20 protein-coding genes and 1 tRNA gene are annotated in these 16,164 nt (G+C 60.5%); 10 read left to right on the top strand and 11 right to left on the bottom strand.

The features are described from left to right. Positions 1–47 precede the first annotated feature (47 nt). Complete coding sequence (locus tag EFQ99_RS11160; protein ID WP_126921467.1) at positions 48–1,562, top strand: FAD-dependent oxidoreductase; 1,515 nt, start codon at positions 48–50, stop codon at positions 1,560–1,562. A 71-nt stretch (positions 1,563–1,633) separates the two neighbouring features. Here EFQ99_RS11160 and EFQ99_RS11155 read toward each other — a convergent pair whose 3' ends face one another. From EFQ99_RS11155 to EFQ99_RS11145, 3 genes are all read right to left on the bottom strand, one after another. Continuing rightward, positions 1,634–1,885, bottom strand: a complete 252-nt coding sequence (locus EFQ99_RS11155) for a hypothetical protein (RefSeq protein ID WP_126921094.1) — start codon at positions 1,883–1,885, stop codon at positions 1,634–1,636. Next, positions 1,885–2,055: a hypothetical protein gene (locus tag EFQ99_RS11150; protein ID WP_164736361.1), complete on the bottom strand. Its 171-nt coding sequence runs from the start codon at positions 2,053–2,055 to the stop codon at positions 1,885–1,887. Before EFQ99_RS11150 ends, EFQ99_RS11155 begins: the two co-directional genes overlap by 1 nt. Positions 2,056–2,216: 161 nt before the next feature. Then, entirely contained in the window at positions 2,217–2,474 is a 258-nt protein-coding gene (locus EFQ99_RS11145; RefSeq protein ID WP_126921092.1) for a DUF982 domain-containing protein, read from the bottom strand. A gap of 496 nt (positions 2,475–2,970) precedes the next feature. Between EFQ99_RS11145 and EFQ99_RS11140 the strand changes: the two genes are divergently transcribed. Next, positions 2,971–3,798: a nickel-binding protein gene (locus EFQ99_RS11140; RefSeq protein WP_126921091.1), complete on the top strand. Its 828-nt coding sequence runs from the start codon at positions 2,971–2,973 to the stop codon at positions 3,796–3,798. Between the two features lie 117 nt (positions 3,799–3,915). On the opposite strand, the gene EFQ99_RS11135 is transcribed toward EFQ99_RS11140, so the two are convergent. Beyond that, positions 3,916–4,200: a DUF982 domain-containing protein gene (locus EFQ99_RS11135; protein ID WP_126921090.1), complete on the bottom strand. Its 285-nt coding sequence runs from the start codon at positions 4,198–4,200 to the stop codon at positions 3,916–3,918. A 294-nt stretch (positions 4,201–4,494) separates the two neighbouring features. On the opposite strand from EFQ99_RS11135, the gene EFQ99_RS35475 reads away from it, so the two are divergent. From EFQ99_RS35475 to EFQ99_RS11120, 3 genes are all read left to right on the top strand, one after another. Further along, entirely contained in the window at positions 4,495–4,677 is a 183-nt protein-coding gene (locus tag EFQ99_RS35475) for a hypothetical protein (protein WP_126921089.1), read from the top strand. After that, complete coding sequence (locus EFQ99_RS11125; RefSeq protein WP_164736360.1) at positions 4,637–5,017, top strand: hypothetical protein; 381 nt, start codon at positions 4,637–4,639, stop codon at positions 5,015–5,017. The genes EFQ99_RS35475 and EFQ99_RS11125 overlap by 41 nt, the downstream gene beginning before the upstream one ends. A 261-nt stretch (positions 5,018–5,278) precedes the next feature. Next, positions 5,279–5,506 (top strand): hypothetical protein, encoded by a 228-nt coding sequence (locus EFQ99_RS11120; RefSeq protein ID WP_126921087.1) that lies wholly within the window; start codon positions 5,279–5,281, stop codon positions 5,504–5,506. Positions 5,507–5,611: 105 nt separating this feature from the next. Here EFQ99_RS11120 and EFQ99_RS11115 read toward each other — a convergent pair whose 3' ends face one another. Together EFQ99_RS11115 and EFQ99_RS11110 are read right to left on the bottom strand one after the other, a co-directional pair. Continuing rightward, positions 5,612–5,815, bottom strand: coding sequence for a CsbD family protein (locus tag EFQ99_RS11115; protein ID WP_126921086.1), 204 nt, complete (start codon positions 5,813–5,815; stop codon positions 5,612–5,614). A 183-nt stretch (positions 5,816–5,998) separates the two neighbouring features. Continuing rightward, positions 5,999–6,074: transfer RNA gene (locus EFQ99_RS11110), tRNA-Lys, on the bottom strand. Between the two features lie 210 nt (positions 6,075–6,284). On the opposite strand from EFQ99_RS11110, the gene EFQ99_RS11105 reads away from it, so the two are divergent. The 3 genes from EFQ99_RS11105 (at position 6,285) to EFQ99_RS11095 (ending at position 9,278) form a co-directional block, all read left to right on the top strand. After that, positions 6,285–7,034, top strand: a complete 750-nt coding sequence (locus tag EFQ99_RS11105; protein ID WP_126921085.1) for a cytochrome c biogenesis CcdA family protein — start codon at positions 6,285–6,287, stop codon at positions 7,032–7,034. 169 nt (positions 7,035–7,203) lie between these two features. Continuing rightward, positions 7,204–8,139, top strand: coding sequence for an MBL fold metallo-hydrolase (locus tag EFQ99_RS11100; protein ID WP_126921084.1), 936 nt, complete (start codon positions 7,204–7,206; stop codon positions 8,137–8,139). 176 nt (positions 8,140–8,315) lie between these two features. Then, positions 8,316–9,278 (top strand): AEC family transporter, encoded by a 963-nt coding sequence (locus EFQ99_RS11095; protein ID WP_126921083.1) that lies wholly within the window; start codon positions 8,316–8,318, stop codon positions 9,276–9,278. Here EFQ99_RS11095 and EFQ99_RS11090 read toward each other — a convergent pair. The 5 genes from EFQ99_RS11090 to cysG are packed head-to-tail and all read right to left on the bottom strand — an operon-like array spanning position 9,246 to position 14,451. After that, positions 9,246–10,457, bottom strand: a complete 1,212-nt coding sequence (locus EFQ99_RS11090; RefSeq protein WP_126921082.1) for a UbiH/UbiF family hydroxylase — start codon at positions 10,455–10,457, stop codon at positions 9,246–9,248. The two genes, EFQ99_RS11095 and EFQ99_RS11090, sit on opposite strands and share 33 nt — an antisense overlap. Before the next feature lie 38 nt (positions 10,458–10,495). Beyond that, the gene (locus tag EFQ99_RS11085; protein WP_126921081.1) at positions 10,496–11,008 is read right to left on the bottom strand and encodes a DUF934 domain-containing protein; all 513 of its coding nucleotides are present in this window, start codon (positions 11,006–11,008) and stop codon (positions 10,496–10,498) included. Positions 11,009–11,018: 10 nt separating this feature from the next. After that, positions 11,019–12,689, bottom strand: coding sequence for a nitrite/sulfite reductase (locus tag EFQ99_RS11080; protein WP_126921080.1), 1,671 nt, complete (start codon positions 12,687–12,689; stop codon positions 11,019–11,021). An 8-nt stretch (positions 12,690–12,697) separates the two neighbouring features. Next, the gene (locus EFQ99_RS11075; RefSeq protein ID WP_126921079.1) at positions 12,698–13,012 is read right to left on the bottom strand and encodes a DUF2849 domain-containing protein; all 315 of its coding nucleotides are present in this window, start codon (positions 13,010–13,012) and stop codon (positions 12,698–12,700) included. A gap of 2 nt (positions 13,013–13,014) precedes the next feature. Beyond that, positions 13,015–14,451: a siroheme synthase CysG gene (gene cysG / locus EFQ99_RS11070; protein ID WP_126921078.1), complete on the bottom strand. Its 1,437-nt coding sequence runs from the start codon at positions 14,449–14,451 to the stop codon at positions 13,015–13,017. 265 nt (positions 14,452–14,716) lie between these two features. Here cysG and EFQ99_RS11065 point away from each other — a divergent pair, with 265 nt between their 5' ends. Both EFQ99_RS11065 and mazG read left to right on the top strand, forming a co-directional pair. Further along, complete coding sequence (locus EFQ99_RS11065) at positions 14,717–15,304, top strand: deaminase (RefSeq protein ID WP_126921077.1); 588 nt, start codon at positions 14,717–14,719, stop codon at positions 15,302–15,304. 20 nt (positions 15,305–15,324) lie between these two features. Continuing rightward, on the top strand, positions 15,325–16,164 hold the full coding sequence (mazG, locus tag EFQ99_RS11060; RefSeq protein ID WP_126921076.1) for a nucleoside triphosphate pyrophosphohydrolase: 840 nt from the start codon (positions 15,325–15,327) through the stop codon (positions 16,162–16,164).

Genomic DNA, 16,164 nt, shown 5'->3' with positions numbered 1-16,164 from the left:
CGTCCCAGTCCTTTTATTGTGTGCATAATACACATATGGAGATCACGATGACAGAGAATTCTGCAGTCGACGTACTGATTTCAGGCGCCGGAGCGGCTGGTTTGACGATGGCGATCGAATTGGCGCGCCGCGGCGTGTCGTTTCGTTTGATCGAGAAATTGAACGATCCGTCTCGCGGATCCCGCGGCAAGGGAATTCAACCGCGGACGCAGGAAGTCTTCGAGGATCTCGGCATCCTCGACCGGATCGTGGCAGTGGGCGGCACCTATCCCAGGCAGCGGGAATATCGCAACGACGGGAGCGTCACCGAAGCCGACATCGTGGTACACGAGGCTCCGACGCCGGCCGAACCCTATCATCATCCCCTAATGGTGCCGCAGTTTCTAACCGAAGGCGTCATGCGCGAGCGGCTGCTCGAATTGGGGCATCGCCCCGAATTTGGATGCGAACTCGTCGGCTTTGAACAAGACAAGGCGGGTGTGACCGCCCGGCTCAAGGACCAAACCGGTGAAGAGACCATCCGCGTGCGCTGGCTCGTTGGGGCGGATGGTGGCCGCAGCTTCGTGCGTCATGCGCTCGATATCGGCTTTCCAGGCAAGACGCTCGGCGTGCGGGCCATTGTTGCAGACGTCAACCTGACCGGGCTGCCGCGCGATGCGTGGCATCGTTTCAGCGACGGCGATATGGAGAAACAGATTTCCCTGTGCCCGCTCGCGGGAACGGACATGTTCCAGATTCAGGGACCGATTCCGCTGGACGGCGACGTCGATCTTTCCGCCGACGGCCTGAATGCCCTGGTGGCGGAGCGCAGCGGCCGCGGAGACATTACCATTCAGTCGGTGTCCTGGGCATCGGCCTTCAACATGAATGCCCGGCTCGCCGATCGCTACCGGCACGGCCGCGTGTTTCTGGTCGGCGATGCCGCACATATACATCCCCCGACCGGCGGACAGGGTCTCAATACCAGCGTTCAGGATGCCTATAATCTCGGATGGAAACTGGCGGCGGTTGCCGCAGGCGCACCCGACACGCTGCTCGACAGCTATGAGGAAGAGCGCCGCCCGATCGCAGCCGCCATGCTCGGACTCTCCACAACGTTACTTGACGCCCTCAAGCGGGGCGACATGCGACGCGGTCGCGAGGTCCATCAACTCGACATCGGCTATCCGCAATCCTCTTTCGCGCTGGAAAAACCGGAACGAGGCGGCGGCCTGCTTGCGGGCGACCGCGCGCCCGATGCGCCCCTCAACGGCGCCGCCGGCCAGCCGACACGTCTGTTCGAACTGTTCAAGGGTGCGCACTGGACGCTGCTGGGCTACGCGGTCGAGCAAGCGGCGGTGCCCCCGCGCCCAGGGTTGCACATCCATAAGATCGGCTCGCGTGGAGATGTTGTCGACGAAGGCGGGCATTTCCGTGATGCCTACACCGTGGCACCGGGAGACTGGGTGCTCGTGCGTCCCGATGGTTATATCGGCGCCATAGTCGCATCAACTGACGCGTGGGCGCTTGAGGCTTATCTCGCGAAGGTCGGACTTAGCCCGACTGCGCAGGAATTGCCGTGAGCCGAGTTCGGGCGAAAACCGCGCCAGCAATCGCCGCTCCTTGGTCGCGACCAAGGACGCGGCGCCGCGGTTCAGAGAACGTCCCGTTCATATCGCGGCGTCCATCCGCGGGTCATGCCACGGCTCATTGCGCTCTCCGCCAGCGCCAGTTGCTGGCGGAGATGTTTGCAGTCGTCGAGCAGCGCGCGTATGGCCGCTTTGGCATTGTCGTCATGCCAGGCGAGCACGGCTTCGACTTCCCAGGCTTGATCGGGCCAAGCTTGATCGGGGCAAGCTTGGCCGGGCGATGCCTGATCGGGTTCCAAGGTCTTTGCCGGCTGCATCAGTTCAGCGCCAGCGGCAATTGAACCGGGCGCGGCAAGGGCGGCAGCGGCCGGCTGAGTTCGACCTTTTTCTGCCAGGCAGCGCGCCGCAACTGATCCCGTTCGCGCGCCGCGCGGGACGCGTCGACAAGGGCTAGGGCGTTGGCGATCACCTGCTCCGTATGTGTCATGATCATCTCCAATGTTCCTGTTTTGTTCTAATTTAAGACTTTGGCTAGAGAAGTCAAGCGCTGCGACGTTGTTGCAGTCGGAACGGGCGACAAGCCCGAGTCTTCGATCGTCAAACCGGAGGTTTTGATGGTGAAATCCGGGGATTGAAGTTCGCCGGCATTCAGCCCGTAGCTTCTATCACGGCGATACCGGCCTCCTGCGCAGCCCTGATGAACGCCACCCTCACGCACTCGGGGGAAAGATCGCCGATAATGGCATCGAGACAGGCCTTCACGGCTTCGAAATATTCCTCGCCATCGTCGACGGGCCAGTCGTGGAGGAGCGTGCGCGCGGCATCCCACACAGAGTTAATGACGGCATAATGAGCGAGCCCTATAGAGGCCAAGCCGACCGGTCGAAAATTTGCCGTCTGTCTCACTTTGCTACAGCTTTTCCCAATTTCCGTGAGCTTATGAGTATCTTTGCAATTTCCGTGCCGGATGGGAAGCGCTGTCGAAGCGTCGATGCCTGGTGGGACTTATTTTGATCGGCGATAGTGGCAGCAAACATAACTCCAATTCCCTGTCGGCCCTTACCATCGACACTCGAGAAAGCATGGGCGATGCGTGGAACGCCGTCGGCATGCTTAAGGTTCCACATCTGAGGGAGGCTTGTCGAATAAAATTCAGAATTTCACCCAGAGCTTGCAGCAATTCTCATACAAAACATGTATCGACCCACTCAAGGTCGCATTCTGTATGTAGTTCATCGGTGGATATGAAGAACTCCTGCGCACCTTCCGATGCCATTTGCTTGGCCAATGACATCTCCAATAATTCAATATTACTACTCCACTGTGCCAAAGGTGGACGGAACAACCTCCAGACCGTACAATGCGGCACGTCCATACGCGGCGGATCTGGGAGGGACGCGCGATGCCCATCTTCATGGACCGGCACTATCTTGAGGGAACGTCGGCCGCCGAGGTTGCCCAGGCGCATCGCATGGACCTCGACATTCAGGATCGCTACGGCGTCAAGTTCCTCACCTATTGGTTCGACCAACGACGCGGCACCGCCTTTTGTCTCGTGGATGCACCAGACATGGCGACCGCGCAGTGCGTGCATCGTGAGGCCCACGGCTTCGTCGCCAACGAGATCGTCGAGGTGGCTTTGTCGGCCGTCGAGGCTTTTCTAGGCCGAATTCATGACCCCGATCCAGCGCCCGGCCAATCCTCCGCGCAAGTGGATCCCGGCCACCGGGCAATCCTCTTTACCGATATCGTCGGATCGACCGAGATGACATCACGCCTCGGCGACGTTCTGGCGACCGAACTCGTCCGAGCACATGACGCCATTGTGCGCCGATGCCTCAGCCAAAATTCAGGCCGCGAGGTGAAGCATACCGGCGACGGCATCATGGCGGCCTTTGCCGCAACAACCGCAGCCGTCGAATGCGCAATGGCGATTCAGCAGGAATTCGAGCATTACAACGGCGGAAACGCCGAGCCCATTCATGTCCGCATCGGACTGGATTGCGGCGAGCCGGTCGAAGATAGCAACGATCTCTTCGGCTCGACCGTGCAACTTGCCGCGCGACTTTGCGCGGCAGCCGCCAGCGACCAGATCCTCGTCTCAGAGAATATTTTTCGGGAATACGGTGCCGCCGATCTCTTCGCTCACGCGACGCGCCGACGGCTCAAGGGGTTTGCGAAGCCAGTGCTGGTTTTCCGATGCAACTGGGCCGGCGCTGGCCTCGGCTAAGATCCGCCAAGACCGACGATATCATCTTACGGCCATCGTGGAAGACGAGTTGCGCGAATGCGGGTCCGGGCGAAGCGTGATGGATCTGCCCATCCGTTGGCCCGGAAGCCGCCCTCCTCAAGCGTTACCGATATTTTGATCGCTGAGCACCCGATCGAATCTGGGGCCACCTTCGAGTACACCCGACATCTTCAGAAAACGCCGGAAATTTTCGCGCGCGGCGCTGAGCGGGAAACGCCCGCTCGCCGCATCCCTGCACGCCTTCAACAGCGTGTCATATGCCAAACCTCGTTTGTCTTGCGGCCATTCCTCCAGAACATCGAAGATTTCATCGAGACATGTGACCTGATCGACGAAATGTTTTCTATCAAGAAAAACCGGATCAAACCGAGCTTCAGACATAGTATCCTCCCATTTATAGTACTTTTTATGCTATTAATTTACTGAAAAACCTCGATTTATTCAAGATAAAATTGGTTACAACAGGCTTTCATCATCATTGAAATCACTTCCATAACGACAGAATAGCTGGATTAGATTATCGAAGCGAATTTGATCATGGATCGGGGCGATACATCGTCAACTGAACTGATCGATCGCGTGATTGTTTCGGGCGCGTGATCAACGCATGTCGTCAGTTTTGGTGTAGGCTTGTGATGCCACGATCTCGCACCACCCTTTCAAGGAGAGGCTCAGATGAACCGCTTTCTCACGTTGTTAGCCGCCGGGGCGCTGCTCGGTGCGTCCACGATCACCTCTGCCTGCACGTCACCTGCAAGGCACGACCACGAGGATTTTCAATATCAACGCGACACCTCGATAAATCCGGCATGCGCGGATGGGTTCAGGCCCAGCAACGCCCGCTCATGCAGTTATTGAAGGCAGCGCTGATAATACTGCGGCGGTATTGCGGCTGATTCCTCAGATCGCCGCCTGCTCTGATTTAGCCAAGGATGAACCTGAAGGATTTTATCGAAAAATGGACCTAACCGCCCATAAAGCGGTCGCCGACCTTGCACGGAGAAGGCAGCCAGATTTGCAAGAGGAGGCGGCCTGCGGCAATCACTTGATCGGGAACCTCAAGCTCTGCGCGCAGTTAGTCATCATGCCACGGATGGCTCAATCGAACGGGAGAACGGTTCCCATGAACAATTTGATCTGGCTTGTCGGCGCTGTCGTTATTGTCCTCGCGATTTTGAGTTTCTTCGGGTTTCGCTGAGTGCAGACGTCGCTGACCTAAATTCAACCGCGCCTTTACTTCTGCGCGTGGATAGATGTGTCAATTTTCCCTGTCGCAGGCTGTTCTTTTTCGCCTGGTAGAATGACTTACGACAGGATTCCGGCTTGCTCTAAAGCTATCTTCATTGCCACGTCGGTACGTCAATGTTTTCACGGAAGTTGTTCAAGTGAGCAGCCGAGCACGGAACGATCCGGTCCGGATGTGGTTTAGCCCACATACACGTTGCTAGCGGAGGCCACCATGTGGGCAATCCTGACCGGCGCCGCTCTCATAATTGGCGGACTTCTCTTTCACTTTTCCTCGGCGCTTCATCGAAAACCGAGCAATCCGCATCAAATGCCTGAAGGCGGCACGACGCTGGAACCACGGCGCCAAGGCCTCAGGTTCCTCGGAATATCTCAAAACTGGCCAGCGCTCGCCGTTATCGCACTCGGCGCACTTCTCTTGGCTTTCGGTGCATATTTATGAGATCAGACCGCGCTTGACCGTTCCAAACGCATCGTGTGGTAGCGGCTGAGACCTTAGCTCCTTCGACAGCAAAAACCCGGCTTTTACCGGGTTTTTGTTCAGGCACTACCAGGTCTGGCGACCGCACCAGTCATCGACGTCGCTTTTGATCCGGTCCTTTTCGATGCCATACCGCTCCTGGATCTTGCCTTCCAGTTGGTCGCGCTTGCCGGCGATCTGGTCGAGATCGTCGTCAGTAAGTTTGCCCCACTGCTCCTTGAGCTTGCCCTTAGCCTGCTTCCAATTTCCTTCGATACGATTCCAATCCATGATCGATTTCTCCTGTTTGCTGATGAGAAGAAAACGGACCGCAGTGGAAGTTGGTTCCTGGGTTTTAGCCGAATTCACAAATCGGAGTTGGCTGCAGCCAGACGTCAACGCCCATCAGACGAACAGCGTTATTCGCCGTCTTCTGGATTCGCTACTCGAAGGATCGTTCGAAGAGTGGATTGATGGTGAGAGCGTCGGGGTTCGAACCCGAGACCTACTGATTAAAAGTCAGTTGCTCTACCGGCTGAGCTACGCTCTCCCTCTCCGCGGGTGTGACGCACCCCGGCTGGAAGTGGGCGGAACATAGGCAGGCGACCCAGTGCGGTCAACCGAAAAATTTGTCTTTTCCAAACGTTCGGCACATTTCTTGCGAGCGCAAGGCGCATTTCTGCCAAGCGCAAAAAGGTGATTGGCAATCCCTAGCCTGGAAAGCTAGGAACATGACGCAGATTGCAGCCGGAGAGAATGCGTGTCGATTGCCGATATTTCCCTGTGGAGCGCGCTGATTGCCGGGGCGCTTTCCTTCTTGTCGCCCTGCGTGCTTCCCCTCGTCCCGCCCTATCTCTGCTACATGGCCGGCATCTCGGTTGAGCAGTTCCGCGGCGGCGGCGCGGTTTCAGTGGCACCCGATATCAGGCGTGGCGTCTTGTTCTCCGCGCTGCTCTTCACGCTCGGATTCGCCACCGTCTTCGTGGCGCTCGGTGCCGGCGCTTCCACGATCGGCATGGCGCTTCGCCAGCATCTCGACCTCCTGTCCAAGCTCGGCGGGCTCATCATCATCGTCATGGGCCTGAATTTCCTGGGTCTCTTCCGAATCGGGCTGCTTGCCCGCGAGGCGCGCTTTCAGGGCGGCGGTAAGCCGGCGACGCTGACGGGTGCCTATGTCATGGGCCTTGCCTTCGCCTTCGGCTGGACGCCCTGTATCGGCCCCGTGCTCGGCGCGATCCTCGGGGTTGCCGCTTCGCGGGAGACGGTCGGCTCCGGCGCCGGGCTGCTCGCCATCTATTCGCTCGGGCTTGCCATCCCCTTCTGGATCGCCGCCGGCTTTTCCGGCGCCTTCATGCGGTTCCTGTCGCGATTCCGCCGCCATCTCGGTACTGTGGAAAAGGTGATGGGCGTCTTCCTTGTCCTCACCGGCCTCGCCTTCCTGTTCGGATGGGTCAGCGATGTGGCGATCTGGTTCCAGCAGACCTTTCCGATCCTGATGCAGATCGGCTAGGCCGGTTACGCCGCCCGGCAGTAAAAGCGAAGCCTGCACCTATGCCGCGGTATGGCTTGCCCTGTCCTTCGGCCCCACCCGCCCTTATCCCTCGACCCAATCGATCGCAGACGCGCCTCCATGTAGCGTCAGCGGTGCCGTATTTAGGCGGCGGTCGAAGGAGACGAACATGAACCTTGAGACAAAGATGAGCCTGGAAAACACCGCACACCTCGGTAGGCCTCGGCTCGACGAGTTGGTTCCGTCGCGCTACGCGCTTAATATCGGCGAGATCGAGGTGCTGGTGATCAGCGATGGAGTGCTGCCGCTCCCAACCGCGATGCTGGGCCACAACGCCGATCCGGCCGCCCGGGCGGCCTGGCTGAAAGACATGTACCTGCCGCAGGACGCCTTGGATTGGGCGCTGAACGTCGTCGTGGTGCGCAGCGGCGGCCAGACCATACTCCTCGACGCCGGGCTGGGAATCGACCCGGACTTGCACTTGCCGCGGGCCGGGCAGTTGATCAAGCGACTGGAGGCCGCCGGCGTCGATCTTGCGTCCGTGACCGATGTGGTGCTGACCCACATGCACATGGACCACATTGGCGGGCTGCTGGTCGACGGGGTGAAGGAGCAGCTGCGTCCGGACTTGCGGATCCATGTGGCGGCCGCCGAGGTCAAGTTCTGGGAGGCGCCTGACTTCTCGCACGTGTCCATGCCGCCGGGGTTCCCGGACGCGCTGCGGGCAACTGCCAAGCGGTTCGCGAAAGAATACAGCGGCTATCTCAGGCTGTTCGACGAGGAGTACGAGGTGGCGCCTGGCGTGGTCGTTCATCGCACCGGCGGCCACACCCCCGGGCACAGCGTGATCCGCCTGGCATCCGGCGGCGACCGGCTGATGTTTGCCGGCGACGCCGTGTTCGCGGTCGGGTTTGAGCACCCGGACTGGTACAACGGCTTCGAACACGACCCCGAGGAGGCGGCTCGCGTTCGGGTCCGTCTTTTGCGGGAACTGGCGGAGACCGGCGAGCAACTGGTGGCCACGCACCTGCCGTTCCCGTCCGTCGGCCGGGTGGCCGTCGACGGCGACGCCTTTCGTTGGATAGCGGCTTTCTGGGACTACTGACCGCGATTGGGTTGGAGCCTCGATAAAATTAGAGCGTTTCCGTCTTTCTTCGAATGACGAAAACGCTCTATCTCTTTGTTTTCACGCAATTCCACCAAAACCGCTGTGCACTTTTGCTGGAATTGCTTTAAGTGAGATCCCTGCCCGCCTGTCATCCCCGTGCACTGGAAGACCTCTTGGCCGATATCGTCAGCCTGCTATTGCCGTTCTTTGGTTTGATCCTGATCGGTTACATCGCCGCCAAGGCGACCAAGCAGCCGGCTGAGGCGCTCGGATGGCTGAACACCTTCATCATCTACGCCGCCCTGCCCGCCCTGTTCTTCAAGCTCGTTTCGCGCACGCCGATCGAAGAGCTGACGCGCGTCGATTTCATCGTCACCGATATCGCAGCAACCTACGCTATCTTCATCCTGCTTTTCGTCGTCGGCCGCGTGATCCGCGGCAATTCGCTCGCGGATTGCACAATCCAGTCCTTTGCCGGCGCCTATGGCAATATCGGTTATATGGGGCCGGGCCTGGCGCTCCTGGCGCTCAGCGAAGGTGCTGCCGTGCCGGTGGCGCTGATCATCTGTTTCGAGAATGCGCTGCATTTCATCGTCGCGCCGGCGCTGATGGCGGCGGCCGGTGACGACAAGCGGTCAGCCGACCGGCTTGTCGCCGATATCGTGCGAAAGGTCGCGCTGCATCCGTTTATCCTGTCGACGGCGCTGGGCTTTGCGGTGGCCGCCTTGCACGTCGACCAGCCGCTGGCGTTTCAGCGCCTCGTCGACTACCTCGCCCAGGCGGCCGCTCCCTGCGCACTCTTTGCCATGGGCGTGACGTTGGCGCTTCGGCCGCTGAAGCGTATTCCGGCCGAGATCGGCTATATCGTGCCGTCGAAGCTGATCCTGCACCCGATAGCAGTCTTCGTTGCGCTCACAGCGGTCGGCGGTTTCGAGCCGGTGTGGATCCACGCGGCCGTGCTGCTGGCGTCGCTGCCGACGGCGACCAATGTCTTCGTCATCGGCCAGCAATACGGCGTCTGGCAGGAGCGCGCCTCGGCGACGATCCTGATCACGACGGTGCTTTCGGTGGCGAGCGTTTCGCTCTGGCTGATCGTAATCCGATCAGGCCTTCTTCCGCTTCAGCTTTTCCCGTAGCGAATCCGGAATATCGCGCAGGCCCCGGCCGGGCTCGATGCCCTCGCGCATGACGATGTTGCGCAGCGGCGGAATGGCCGAGAGGATATGCAGGCCGGCGGCGCGCAGCATCTGCACGGGCAGGAAATCCGACAGCAGCGACCGGTTGAGAAGATCGACACTCGCGGTGCGCGTGATGATATCGGCGCGGCGCTTTCGGTCAAATCTCTCGCCGGAATCAGCCGGCACCGGCAATTCCGCCCTGTCGCAAAGGATATCGGTCAGCGCCATGATATCGCGCAGGCTGAGATTCAGCCCCTGCGCCCCGATCGGCGGGAAGACATGGGCAGCCTCGCCGATCAGTGCGATACGCCCCCTGCCGAAGCGATGCGCCATCATGCCGGATAACGGCCAGACCTGGACGCCGTCCTCGACGTCAACCTTGCCGAGCATGGACTGCATGCGCGCCTCGACGAGGGCGCCCAGTTCTGCAAGCGGCAATTCCCTACGGCTCGCCGCTTCCGAGGGATCCTGCACCCAGACGAGGCTGGAGCGGCCTCCCGGCAGCGGCACCTGAGTGAACGGGCCGTGTTTGGTGTGGAATTCGGTCGAGATGTTCTGATGCGGCAGCGAATGGGCGAAATTCAGCACCATGGCCGATTGCGGATAGGACCAGTTGCGCACGCCGATGCCAGCCGTTTCGCGCAGCTTCGAGCCACGGCCGTCGGCGCCGACGGCAAAATCGGCCGAGAGCGTCTCACCGCCGGCAAGCGTGATCGAGACCGCCTCGGCTGTGAGTTCGATCGATTCGGCCATATCGGTGAAGCGGGTGATATTGCCCTCGCCAGCCGCGGCTTTTTCGAGGATATCGATCAGCACCTTGTTGGGAAAATTGTAGCCGAAGGCATCGAGGCCGACCTCGGGAGCGCGGAAGGTGGTCGTCGGCGCGCGCAGCAGCCGGTCAGTACCGTCGATAATGCGCATGCTGGTGAGAGGAGCAGCCGCCAGGCGCAGCTTTTCCCAGAGCGTCAGCCGGTCGAGGAAGCGGATCGACTGATCCATCAGCGCCGTGGTGCGCCAGTCTTCCCCAGGAGCGAGAGGAGCGACCAGCGCCACGTTGCGACCGCCGCGCGCGAGCGCGATTGCGGCGATCATGCCGGCAAGACCGCCACCGATCACCGCCACTTCGAATGTCTTCATGCTACTGTTCCGCCATTGGAAAACGGCGGACCGGTCGCTTATGCGGCCGGCTTCGCCTGACGGCGCCAACTATAGCCCTTGCCAGCGTCGGCGTCACGCACCGCCGGCTGATAATGATGGGGAATGGCCGGAAGACGATTTTCGGAAAGCCGCTTCAGCGCCGTGGCGTTGCTGACCGAAAAGCTGTCGATGCCGACGCGCAGCATCAGCGGCACCTGATCGATCAGCACGTCGCCGACGGCGCGCAGCTCGTTGGTGTAGCCCAGGCGCTGGCGCAGCAGCGAGGCATGGCTGAAGGCGCGGCCGTCGTTGAACGCCGGAAAGGCGACGGCAACGATTTCGAGGCGATAAAGATAGGGCTCCAGTCTGCGCACGTCATCGGCCGGCTTGATCAGCACGCCGAGACCGACATCGTTGCTTTCGTCGGCCTTGGCGATCAATTCGTCGAGACTCAGCAGCGGCTTCTGCTCCTCGGTCGCCTTCACCTCGTCGGTCTCGATCACCCAGGGATCGTTTTCGACAAAACCGGTTTCTCTCCAGATCTTCGTCATCATCCCCTCCTTATGCCGCTTCGGCGGCCGAGCCGTAGAGCGCGGTCTTAAAAGGCTGCGGTCCGACGCGGCGATAGGCGGCGAGGAAGGTTTCGGACTGATCGAGGCGCAGACCGAGATAGGTGTCGACGATCGTCTCGATCGCATCGGTCACCCGGTCCGGCTCGAAGCCGCGGCCGATGATTTCGCCGATCGAGGTATGTTCGTCGCCGGAGCCGCCGAGCGTGATCTGATAGAGTTCGGCGCCCTTCTTCTCGACACCGAGCAGGCCGATATGGCCGACATGGTGATGACCGCAGGCATTGATGCAGCCGGAGATCTTGATCTTCAGCTCGCCGATCTCGGCCTGACGTTCGGCATTGCCGAAGCGGTTGGAGATTTCCTGCGCCAGCGGAATGGAGCGCGCATTGGCGAGCGCGCAATAGTCGAGCCCCGGACAGGCAATGATATCGGTAATGAGGCCGGCATTGGCTTCGGCCAGATTTATGGCGACAAGGCCGCGATAGACAGCTTCGAGATCGGCCAGCGCCACATGCGGCAGGATCAGGTTCTGCTCATGGCTGACGCGGATCTCGTCGAAGCCATATTCCTCAGCGAGATCGGCGATCGCATCCATCTGCGCATCCGAGGCATCGCCCGGAATGCCGCCGATCGGCTTCAGCGAGATCGTCACCATGCCGTAATCGGGGTTCTTGTGCGGCTGCACGTTCTGCTGGACCCAGCGGGCGAAGCCGGCATCGGCCTTCTTCCAGCGGGCGAGGTTTTCCCAGCCTTCAGCGCGCTCCGGTAGATCGGGCAGCGCGAAATAGGCAGCGATCGCCTCGACGTCCTTTTCCGGCAGCTTGAGCTCACTGTCCTTCAGCGCCGCGAATTCGGCTTCCACCTGGCGCGTCAGTTCCTCGGCGCCGGTTTCGTGCACGAGGATCTTGATGCGGGCCTTGTACTTGTTGTCGCGGCGGCCGTGCAGATTGTACACGCGCACGATCGCTGTCGTGTAAGAGAGCAGGTCTTCCTCGGGCAGGAAGTCGCGGATCAGCTTGGCGATCATTGGTGTGCGGCCCTGGCCACCGCCGACATAGACGGCAAAACCGATCTCGCCCTTGTCGTTCTTCTTCAGGTGCAGGCCGATATCATGGACCTGGATCGCAGCGCGGTCGCGCTCGGCGCCGGTGACGGCGATCTTGAACTTGCGCGGCAGGAAGGAGAATTCCGGGTGGACCGACGACCATTGGCGCAGGATCTCGGCGTAGGGACGCGGATCGGCGCCCTCATCGGCGGCGGCACCGGCGAAGTGATCGGCCGTGACGTTTCTAATGCAATTGCCCGAGGTCTGCAGCGCATGCATCTCGACGCTCGCAAGGTCGGCGAGCGCATCGGGAATGTCGGACAGTTTCGGCCAGTTGAACTGCAGGTTCTGGCGCGTGGTGAAGTGACCATAGCCGCGGTCATAGGTGCGGGCGATATGGGCGAGCATGCGCAGTTGGCGCGCGCTCAGCGTGCCATAGGGAATGGCGATGCGCAGCATATAGGCGTGGAGCTGCAGGTAGACGCCATTCATCAGGCGCAGCGGCTTGAATGCATCCTCGGCAAGCTCGCCGGAAAGGCGGCGCTGAACCTGATCGCGAAACTGCTCGACGCGCTCGCTGACAAAGGCATGGTCAAATTCGTCGTAACGGTACATCGTCTTCCTCAGACTGCAATGAATTCGGGATCGGCCGGAGCGTAGCCCGGGGCATATTCCATGGTCGGGCCCTGAGCGCGGATGCGTTCACGAAGGCGAAGCGGCCATAAAACCCCGTTGGTTTCCTGGACTTCGACGACGGCGACGTCAACGACCTCGTTGTCGGCGTAGGACTTCTTGCCGATCGCTTCCAGCGCCTCAACGGCTTCGGCATGACGGGCAACGAGCGCGTCCTGCAGCGAGGTGGACCACTTCCCGTTCGCATCCAACCATACGGCAATGCCGTCCGTCAGCCGGTTGGCGGTCAGAACCTTGTCTACCATATTCAGCTCCTTGCAAGTTCCTCGAGCCGGGCGTTCGCGCGCACCAGTGGCTCGGACAGTTCGAAATTGGCGCCGGCGACCGCATCGCCGATGATGACCATGACCGGCCCGGTCAATTCGTCGCGGTGCTGCAGATCCGGGAGATCGGCAAGCGTGCCATGCAGCAGGCGGCGTTCAGTGCGGCTGGCATTTTCGATGACGGCGACGGTGGTTTCGGAAGGAATGCCCGCCTGCATCAGCCTCTCGGCGACAGAGGCGGCAACCGTGCGGCCCATATAGACGGCGATCGTCGCGCCTGACACGGCAAGGCTTGCCCAATCGGGCAGCACGTCGCCGGTCAAATCATGGCCTGTGGTGAAGACCAGCGAGGAGGCAACGCCGCGTAGCGTCAACGGCAGTTCAAAATCGGCAGCGGCGGCGAAAGCCGAGGTGATGCCAGGTACGACCTCATAGGTGATGCCGGCAGCGCGCAGCGCCGCCATCTCTTCACCTGCCCGGCCATAGACCAAGGGATCGCCTGACTTCAACCGGACGACGCGCTTGCCCTGGCGGCCGAGATCGACCAGCAGATCGTTGATCTCTTCCTGCGACTTCGAGTGGCACCCCTTGCGCTTGCCGACAGAAAGCCGCTCGGCGTCACGGCGGCCCATATCAACGATCGCCTGCGGCACGAGGGCGTCATATACGATGACGTCGGCTTCCATCATCACGCGCTGGGCGCGCAGCGTCAGCAGATCCTCGGCACCCGGGCCAGCGCCGACGAGCCAGACATGTCCGGCGATCTTATCCATCGCGCCCAACAGCCGATCGGCGGCATGCTGAGCTTGCGGCAGGTTACCGTTGGCGACTGCATCGGCAACCGGGCCGGAGAAGAAGCGGCGCCAGAAGACGCGGCGGGAAACGCCGCGCGGAACGAGTTGTTCGACGGCTTTGCGATAGCTGGTCGCCAGCGCCGCGAGCCGGCCGAGCGAGGGTGAAAGAAGCTGATCGATCTGTGCACGGATCATCTGCGCCAGAACCGGCCCTGCCCCTTCGGTGCCGATCGCTACGGCAACGGGGGCACGATTGACCAGCGCCGGCGTGAAGAAATCGCAGTAGTCGGGCTGATCGACGGCATTGGCCGGAATTCTGGAAGCGCGGGCGGCATCAACGATGTCGCGGTCGTCCGCGTCATTGCCGGTTGCGGCGAAGACAAGCGCCGATCCCTCGACTTGTTCGGCGGAAAAGCCAGCACGCACGGTCTCGATACGGTTGGCAATCAGGAAGGCATGGTAATCGGCTTCCGGCCGGTCGGCATAGGCGACGATCCGAGCCCGTGTGTTCAGCAGCAAACGCACCTTGGCGAAAGCTTCGTCGCCATTGCCGAAGACAGCCGTCTTCTGGCCTTCCACGCGAAAGAAGGCGGGAAATACCGAAAGCTGCTCAGTCTTGGGAGGCATCGTCAATCCACTTCGAAGTTGCCAGAATATGCCCTTGATCGACAAGGGATTGAAGGAACAGAAATTCGAAAGCCCAAGCAAGCGCGTATTCTTTTGCTCGCGCCATCCAAGATTTGAGAAAAGTCACCCATGCTGACCAAAACAGCACATCTCCAGCCTTTGCTGCAGCGCACTGTAAAGCCTGTGACAAACGGCGTCCACCGGCGACTCACGCATTTCACTTGCGCCGCCAAGGCGATAGACTGAACGAAAACCGGAGATATCAATGCCTGACAAGACCATCGCCTCCCGCCTTCTTTCGGTCATTGAAGATGATATCCTGCCGCTGACAGAGCGCGGCGTTTCGCTGGGGAATAAGGTGTTCGGTGCGGCGATCTTGAGGAAATCCGATCTTTCACTCGTCGTCGCCGAAACCAACAACGAGTTGGAAAACCCGCTCTGGCACGGCGAGGTGCATACGCTGAAGCGCTTCTACGAGCTTGGCGAGAAGCCGGCGACTAGGGATTTGATCTTCCTTTCGACGCACGAACCCTGCACGATGTGCATGTCGGCGATCACCTGGGCGGGCTTCGACAATTTCTATTATTTCTTCAGCCACGAGGATTCCCGCGATGCCTTCGCCATTCCGCACGACCTAAAGATCCTGAAGGAGGTCTTCGGGCTTGAACCCGGCGGCTACCGCAGGCAGAACGCCTTCTGGAACAGCTTTGCCATCGCCGATCTCGTCGAGACCGAAGAGGTTCAGTTGAAGACCGCGCTGAAGGCGCAGACCGCCCGCATCAAGGCGCGCTACGATGCGCTGTCTTCCACCTATCAGTCGTCGAAGAGCGCCAACGATATTCCGCTCAATTGAGGCCGCTAAACTGAGGTAACATGGAACCTTCCAAAGACATTTCGCGGCTGATCGAGATCATGGCGGCACTGCGCCATCCCGAAACCGGCTGCCCCTGGGACATCGAGCAGAACTTCGAAACGATCAAGCCGTATACGATCGAGGAGGCCTATGAGGTCTCCGATGCGATCGAGCGTGGCGATATGGACGATCTCCGCGACGAACTCGGCGACCTGCTGCTGCAGGTGGTCTTTCATGCGCGCATGGCCGAAGAGGCCGGCGAATTTTCCTTCGGCGACGTGGTCAACGCCATCACCACCAAGATGATCCGCCGCCACCCGCATGTCTTTGCCCGCTCGGCGGCGGATACGCCCGACGCGGTGAAGAAACAGTGGGACGAGATCAAGCAGGCGGAGAAACGCGAACGCGCCGAGCGGCGGTCCAAGCGCGGCATCACCGAAGATTTCAAAGGCGGCTTCCTCGGCTCTGTGCAGCGCAGTTTTCCGGCTTTAACCGAAGCGCTGAAGCTGCAGGAACGCGCCGCCAAGGTCGGCTTCGACTGGTCGGCACCCGAGCCGATCCTCGACAAGATCGAGGAGGAGATCGGCGAATTGCGGGTGGCACTTCGGGAAGGCGACCAGGCAAAGGTCAGCGACGAGCTCGGCGATCTGATCTTCGCAGTCGTCAATATCGGCCGTCACGTCAAGGCTGATCCGGAACAGGCAGTACGCGGAACGAATACGAAATTCCGTCGTCGTTTCAACCATATCGAGGATGTTCTTGAAGCAGAAGGTGAAACGCTGGAGGCAGCCAGTCTCGAGCGTATGGAGGAAATCTGGCAGGCGGCGAAGGCGATCGAACGGGCTGTGACAGCCGGCTGA

The sequence above is a fragment of the Rhizobium vallis genome, from assembly GCF_003985155.1.
GTDB classification, from domain to species: domain Bacteria; phylum Pseudomonadota; class Alphaproteobacteria; order Rhizobiales; family Rhizobiaceae; genus Rhizobium; species Rhizobium vallis.
Note: the sequence above shows the minus strand (reverse complement) of the source record. Positions and strands in the feature narration are given on the sequence as shown.

Excerpts from the sequence above, each read along its gene's own strand:
- EFQ99_RS11160 (WP_126921467.1), top strand. The coding sequence starts at position 48 with ATGACAGAGAATTCTGCAGTCGACGTACTGATTTCAGGCGCCGGAGCG.
- EFQ99_RS11155 (WP_126921094.1), bottom strand. The coding sequence starts at position 1,885 with ATGCAGCCGGCAAAGACCTTGGAACCCGATCAGGCATCGCCCGGCCAA.
- EFQ99_RS11150 (WP_164736361.1), bottom strand. The coding sequence starts at position 2,055 with ATGACACATACGGAGCAGGTGATCGCCAACGCCCTAGCCCTTGTCGAC.
- EFQ99_RS11140 (WP_126921091.1), top strand. The coding sequence starts at position 2,971 with ATGCCCATCTTCATGGACCGGCACTATCTTGAGGGAACGTCGGCCGCC.
- EFQ99_RS11135 (WP_126921090.1), bottom strand. The coding sequence starts at position 4,200 with ATGTCTGAAGCTCGGTTTGATCCGGTTTTTCTTGATAGAAAACATTTC.
- EFQ99_RS35475 (WP_126921089.1), top strand. The coding sequence starts at position 4,495 with ATGAACCGCTTTCTCACGTTGTTAGCCGCCGGGGCGCTGCTCGGTGCG.
- EFQ99_RS11125 (WP_164736360.1), top strand. The coding sequence starts at position 4,637 with ATGGGTTCAGGCCCAGCAACGCCCGCTCATGCAGTTATTGAAGGCAGC.
- EFQ99_RS11120 (WP_126921087.1), top strand. The coding sequence starts at position 5,279 with ATGTGGGCAATCCTGACCGGCGCCGCTCTCATAATTGGCGGACTTCTC.
- EFQ99_RS11115 (WP_126921086.1), bottom strand. The coding sequence starts at position 5,815 with ATGGATTGGAATCGTATCGAAGGAAATTGGAAGCAGGCTAAGGGCAAG.
- EFQ99_RS11100 (WP_126921084.1), top strand. The coding sequence starts at position 7,204 with ATGAACCTTGAGACAAAGATGAGCCTGGAAAACACCGCACACCTCGGT.
- EFQ99_RS11090 (WP_126921082.1), bottom strand. The coding sequence starts at position 10,457 with ATGAAGACATTCGAAGTGGCGGTGATCGGTGGCGGTCTTGCCGGCATG.
- EFQ99_RS11085 (WP_126921081.1), bottom strand. The coding sequence starts at position 11,008 with ATGACGAAGATCTGGAGAGAAACCGGTTTTGTCGAAAACGATCCCTGG.
- EFQ99_RS11080 (WP_126921080.1), bottom strand. The coding sequence starts at position 12,689 with ATGTACCGTTACGACGAATTTGACCATGCCTTTGTCAGCGAGCGCGTC.
- EFQ99_RS11075 (WP_126921079.1), bottom strand. The coding sequence starts at position 13,012 with ATGGTAGACAAGGTTCTGACCGCCAACCGGCTGACGGACGGCATTGCC.
- cysG (WP_126921078.1), bottom strand. The coding sequence starts at position 14,451 with ATGCCTCCCAAGACTGAGCAGCTTTCGGTATTTCCCGCCTTCTTTCGC.
- EFQ99_RS11065 (WP_126921077.1), top strand. The coding sequence starts at position 14,717 with ATGCCTGACAAGACCATCGCCTCCCGCCTTCTTTCGGTCATTGAAGAT.
- mazG (WP_126921076.1), top strand. The coding sequence starts at position 15,325 with ATGGAACCTTCCAAAGACATTTCGCGGCTGATCGAGATCATGGCGGCA.